Annotated in this window: 4 protein-coding genes; all 4 read right to left on the bottom strand. The window is 35.7% G+C overall.

The window, feature by feature from the left end; all coding sequences use genetic code 11:
* Nucleotides 1-468: 468 nt before the first annotated feature.
* The 4 genes from ACFQ88_RS39400 to ACFQ88_RS39385 all read right to left on the bottom strand — a co-directional run bounded on the left by ACFQ88_RS39400 (nucleotide 469) and on the right by ACFQ88_RS39385 (nucleotide 5,521).
* Nucleotides 469-1,827 (bottom strand): hypothetical protein, encoded by a 1,359-nt coding sequence (locus ACFQ88_RS39400; RefSeq protein ID WP_379463398.1) that lies wholly within the window; start codon nucleotides 1,825-1,827, stop codon nucleotides 469-471.
* Nucleotides 1,828-2,476: 649 nt separating this feature from the next.
* The gene (locus tag ACFQ88_RS39395) at nucleotides 2,477-3,670 is read right to left on the bottom strand and encodes a hypothetical protein (RefSeq protein ID WP_379463396.1); all 1,194 of its coding nucleotides are present in this window, start codon (nucleotides 3,668-3,670) and stop codon (nucleotides 2,477-2,479) included.
* A 740-nt stretch (nucleotides 3,671-4,410) separates the two neighbouring features.
* Nucleotides 4,411-4,716 carry a hypothetical protein gene (locus tag ACFQ88_RS39390; RefSeq protein WP_379463394.1) on the bottom strand — a complete coding sequence of 102 codons (306 nt, stop codon included), beginning with the start codon at nucleotides 4,714-4,716 and terminating at the stop codon, nucleotides 4,411-4,413.
* Nucleotides 4,694-5,521, bottom strand: a complete 828-nt coding sequence (locus ACFQ88_RS39385; RefSeq protein WP_379463392.1) for a ParA family protein — start codon at nucleotides 5,519-5,521, stop codon at nucleotides 4,694-4,696. The genes ACFQ88_RS39390 and ACFQ88_RS39385 overlap by 23 nt, the downstream gene beginning before the upstream one ends.
* Between the last annotated feature and the right edge of the window lie 71 nt (nucleotides 5,522-5,592).

The following is a 5,592-nucleotide window of genomic DNA, read 5'->3' as shown; positions in this document are numbered from 1 at the left end:
AAGTATCTATTATAATAAAATCTTTTAGACGTGAATCTGTGAACAGAAAAGTGAGTAATCATAAGGATCTCCAAGTATCCTGTGTATAAATTTTCAGACTCGAGCTTTTTTTTTGAAATAATATCAGACAAACTGAGAGAATCGTTAAGAATCCAGAAATTTTATTCAGTACGAAATTATCATTAGAATAAGATCTACTTATCCCAAGAAGTTATACACAATCAACAATTTGTCGTCTTAAAAAATATCCACAGATGGATAAAATGCATATTTTTTGGACGTTTTTTCTGAATTATTAACATTGGTACAAATAATATTCTGCAGGTACTTTACAGAATATCAAACTAAGTACGCTTTATGTGTAAAAAACGGAGTTAGAGTTGGGGAATTTGATTCTACTACATAGAAATCCGTATATTGATTTTTTACCCACTTGCAGCACAAATGGCCCCCTTAAACTGCAGGGAGCTAAGCCGTTAGAACACTATCCATTTCAGATTTCAATTCATTTAGGAAGTCTTCCAAGTAAAATGAATCATAATGGATTGGCATTCCTGGTCTTATCGGATGATAGGCGAAAATTATCTCATTATTCAGTTGATCCCCATATTTTTCACGGAGAAGCGGAAGGGCCTTCTTACATATCGATTTAAACTCACTGATTGTGAACCTATCTTTTACAGCTCGATAAAATTGAAGGGGTCTAACGTCGTCTAAGGCTCCTCCTTCTCCCATTCCTAAGTAGCGATATACTCCAGTGTCTTTTACTATATCCATGAATGTTATGTAGGTTCTATCCTGCAGTTCTACTTTTATTGCATGAACTAGGTCATCTAAGAACAAACCGTTTCGTTCATACATTTCTCGGATTCGCATGGCTACAAACCGAAGTGTTTTTAAGCTTTCGTTATGTAGGAGTTGAGCAAGCCGTAAAAAGACACGTCCATTTTCGATATGTTCAATATCCCCTATTTTATAATAATGAAAAAGTGTTCGTAACCTAGTAACCGTCCGAGTGTAAGGAATTTTAGCCTTTGGCACAAGGCGATATTGTTTCCCTTTCTCTTGTTTGATCAGATATGTGGGGTTAAGAACACAGCTTATAAACCAGCGGCCCAAAGAATCTTTTTCTACAGAACTTTTAAGAAAAAGTCGATGACCTTGAACTGGTTCTAATGCGGAGAGTAATTCTAGTAACTTTCGGATTTGGCATGGCCGCGATTTATGAGTGAGGGTGTTGATCCAGGAATTTCCCCCGAAAAACTCTTTAAACTCTTTGTTTATTTTATCGCCGTTTCGGGAGACGATGTAGAGATACAGTTTTTGTGCAGCTACAGGTAATTGTGTAAATGCCTTTGTGAAGACTAGCGGATTAAACAAAACAAATCTGCCGGTCTCTCGCTTAAAGGATTCAATTTTCCACTCCGTAATTAGCCCATCTTGAGAGACAGATAGTAGACCAAGATCCATAAATTTTTGGATCTCAGCATAAAACTGTTCTTTCGAACCCAATTCTTCATATTCATCGTTCATAAGCTGGAACAAACGATGTATAGGTACCCCCGTTAACGTGCCTTGGGTATTAAACCTGCGTGAAATGGTCATCATGACGCGAAGAGACATTTCAGTAACGTGATATTTTCGGATTGGATGACTATTACGGCGGAACATAATTACATTATCGCTAGCATAAGATTTTTCGAGGTTGAATATATCTGTAAGGAAGGTATGATCGACAGAAACTGCATGGGTAACATCTGTATGTCTATTCTTGAGCATTAAATAGGAATGATTATTTAAGAGTGCACTAGTTGTACTCTTACCCATGTGTCGACCTCCCTTCCAGACCGAAAATTTTATTATAATTTCTAGCTTTATTGCTTTACGTATACCATTCTGTCTTATATAATTAACTTGCATAGTTAAAGAAGCCAAAATTTAAGAAGACCTCTATTTCGTATTTTTTCGAAATAAGGCTTGGATATTACTGTAACCTGTTGGCACAGGATTGCAGTATTTTTTGGCTCTCGGCAAACACTCAGCAATTGTCCCAGTTGGCGCTGGTACATCAGAAGAAAAGTTTTAATCACGTACTTTATCAAAGAAATCTCCGTTGGCGCGGGGATTTCTTTGTTTTAGTATACATTTCCAAAATTATTCTCTATTCGACAATAGCAAATAAACCTAGAGGTTGGCAATCAGAGTACAGAGGCTAGGTTTATGGAGCGCAGAGGATGGTTCAATGGAGTACAGAGGCTTGCACGGAGTACAGAGGCTAGTTGAATGGAGTACAGAGGATATACTGATGGAGTACAGAGGCTTGTACGGAGTACAGAGGCTAGTTGAATGGAGTGCAGAGGCTAGGTTAACGGAGTACAGAGGCTAGGAATATCAAAAAATATTTTTGAAATTTGTGGATCTAACGGAGTACAGAGGCTTGTTTGCTTAGAATAAATATAAAAGCGGGTGTTGAAGATCAATTGTGATCTTCAACGCCCGCAGCGGATACTTCAAGTGCAGCTAATGAAAGATTTTGTCCATAAACTTCTTTGGCCCAGTTACTAGGGGTAAAAACAACTCTTTTGTCTAAGTTTCCCCGCTTGATCACTTCGAAATCACTTAGAAATCCAAAATCTTTAAGTTCCTGAAAGCTTTCCTTTATCGTTTGCACACACTTGTATCTGGTGTTCCCATGTAATCCAATGTGTTGAATCAATGTATCCAAATCCATACTAAATTCCTCGTCCTTAATTCTGTTTGTTATTGTAAGATAGAGGTTTTTAGATGTTGGTGAAGCCAAGTCATTAAATAGCGCCATTGAAATCACAACAACATTCCCAGCTTCAAGACTATCATGCAAGTAATTACTGAATTCGATTTTTGCATAGTATTCTTGCCCATCGACAATTGCAGTGGAAATCGGATTATGTGTTACAGTTCTCGTTCGCTTCCCCGTTTTGGGATTAAAATATTCCTCCATGATGATGGAAGTCTGAGCTAGATTATTTAGTGACTTTTCGAAAAGACCATATTCTCCCCCTGATTTTTCAGCATAAAGAACATTGGCCAATTCGTTAAAAGTAAATTCGAAGGTAGCATTTCTGCCCTTATCCCCCCACAATTTGAACAGCCCCACAAAAACCTTTAAATCGTAAGTAGTTAAAAGATTCCCATTTTCATTGCGATAAAATAAGCGGCGGAAGCCTTCTTTACGAATCTCAATGATACCATCTTTTGTACGAAGCTCATTTAAGGTCTTTTCGTTTGGCGTTGTAGCGGAGAATAGTGGATGATCTAAGAAATTTCGATCTACTTCATATGTAGGTTGGCGTTGATATTGTTGTTTTAGTTCGATTGCTTTTTCTAATAATCGTATTTTGGTATCTAAAAGCTCTTCTAGTTCCTGTAGTTCAGGATCTACTTGTTCTCCACGTGCTCTGCTGAAAAGCATTTGCTTTGAAATTTCATTCTTCTCTGATTCCAACTTTATTGCAGTACGCTTAAGTTCGTAGATTTTTTTACCGATCAGCATTTCACTTCGCATCTGAAGTTCCGTTTCAAATTCCGATTCAACAAAAAAATCATTATTGAATCTCATTTGAACATTCTTTTTGAACTGTAAAAGGGTCGGTGCGTGTTTATCTATAAAGTTCAGAATCGCTTTACTCATCCGCTCTCACCCATTTCATCTTTTTTTAACTGCCACGTGAAAGGGAGTTAAATACTTTAATATTCAAGATAAACTTATCAGTAGAAGTAACTTATAGAAAAATTCTGTTTTTTCTCTGCAGCTTATGATGCCTCTTCTAAGTAATTATACTACTAAATTACTTACGAAGGACATAGTGTAATGAAATGAATCCCTTTTGTGTGGCTTTCTCTAATTGGGACGCTCTACCAATAAGATAACTTTATTAAAATTCATAAACTTAGTAAACATATTAAAATTATCAAAAATAATAAAATTAATAAATATAGTAATTTTGATAAACTTATTAAATTAAATTTGATAATGGTAGTGTACTTTTAAATATACTGCACTAGAGAATGTTTATTAATTATAACAAACTTAGTAATTTTAATAACACTTATAATTTTAATAAAACTATATGTGTTACTAACTTCCACTATTTTCGTGACAGACACCATAATTATCGATCCGATATCGTCTGTCATTTGCCCTCAGATCGATTTTCTTTTAATGAGCTGGGGGATAGATCAACTTCGTCAATCTCAGCGAAGCTGATTTCCCCCTTGAATCGTTTCAAAAATTTCAATTAGAAGACCATCAAGTCCAGTAAAAATTCGTCACGTACTATTTATATAACCGGACTATGTAATAACTAAAGCAGCTCAAATACCGAACATGATTACCAGTACTTCATAACACTACTCCCCATTAATTAGATTCTAGATGTCATCTTCCTTTAGTCGTTTATGAAGGTATTCTTCAAAAGCAAGGACTGCAAATGTAGATTTTTTCATGTATTTACTTTCACAGAATTTATCAATTTTCTGGTCCAACTCAAACGAAATGGAGAAACTAACAGGTTTCACTTTTTTTGTTCTCTTTGCTTTTGGTTGATCTTCTTCCACTTCTGAGTATTTTGTTAACACGCTTCTTCTTGATTTATTATCAATTGAGTCCTGATCAATATGGACACTGCTATCTAATTTATCCAGTTTATCAAGATCAATAGGTGACGGCTTGTTCATTGTGTACTCCCTCCACTATCTTATCAAAGATAGTATTACTTACTTTTCTTATATCGTTCATTACATTCATTGTGTATTTATTATCAATAGCATTAAGCATGATACCTTCATTTTTGGAGGTTGAAACTGTTGTTGAATATCTGATCTCTCCGACAAACTTGCTCTCCATGATACCATATTTGACAAGTTCGTCTTTCATATTCTTTAACTGAATTTTGGCTTTTCCTTTTGTAACTTCAACCTTATTCCAGACTAATCCATAATCAATCTTATATCCTGCACTCTGATAATCTTCAATGATTTCAATACAACGCTTCGCGGCAAGCTTTGCATCCAGATCAATCTCCACTGGGATAACGCAGTAATCTGAAGCAGCAATTGAATAGTTTACGATATCGGAATTTTCACTGGGATGAGTATCCACAATAATCAAATCAAATATTTGTTTTAATGGTTCAATCTTCGTTTTTAACACTTCTAACTGTTTAGGTTTCGTTACTTTTCTGGATACCCAGTCTTCATAATCATCAATGCGCTCGTCTGACGGTATGTAATAGATATTGGTATTCTCGTATTGTTGGATAACCTCTGAAGGCTTCGCTTCCCCAATTAACCAATCATAAGCACTATGTTGAAAAGAATCTCTATCTTTTAAGAAACCTGTTGCTATTGAAGAGTTTTGGCAAGTATCGATAATACATACCCTTTTCCCTTGTTCATTTGCGACAATTGCAATGAAGCGAGCCAGCGTTGATTTGCCGACCCCTCCTTTAGTAGATAGGACGGTAATAACATTTCCATTCATAAAGATTAACCCCTTCCGGTGCAAAGAAAATTACGTAATGTATTAAAGTTCTACATATAAACGAAATATCC

Source organism: Paenibacillus sp. NPDC056579, assembly GCF_042793215.1.
Classification (GTDB): domain Bacteria; phylum Bacillota; class Bacilli; order Paenibacillales; family NBRC-103111; genus Paenibacillus_S.
Note: the sequence above shows the minus strand (reverse complement) of the source record. Positions and strands in the feature narration are given on the sequence as shown.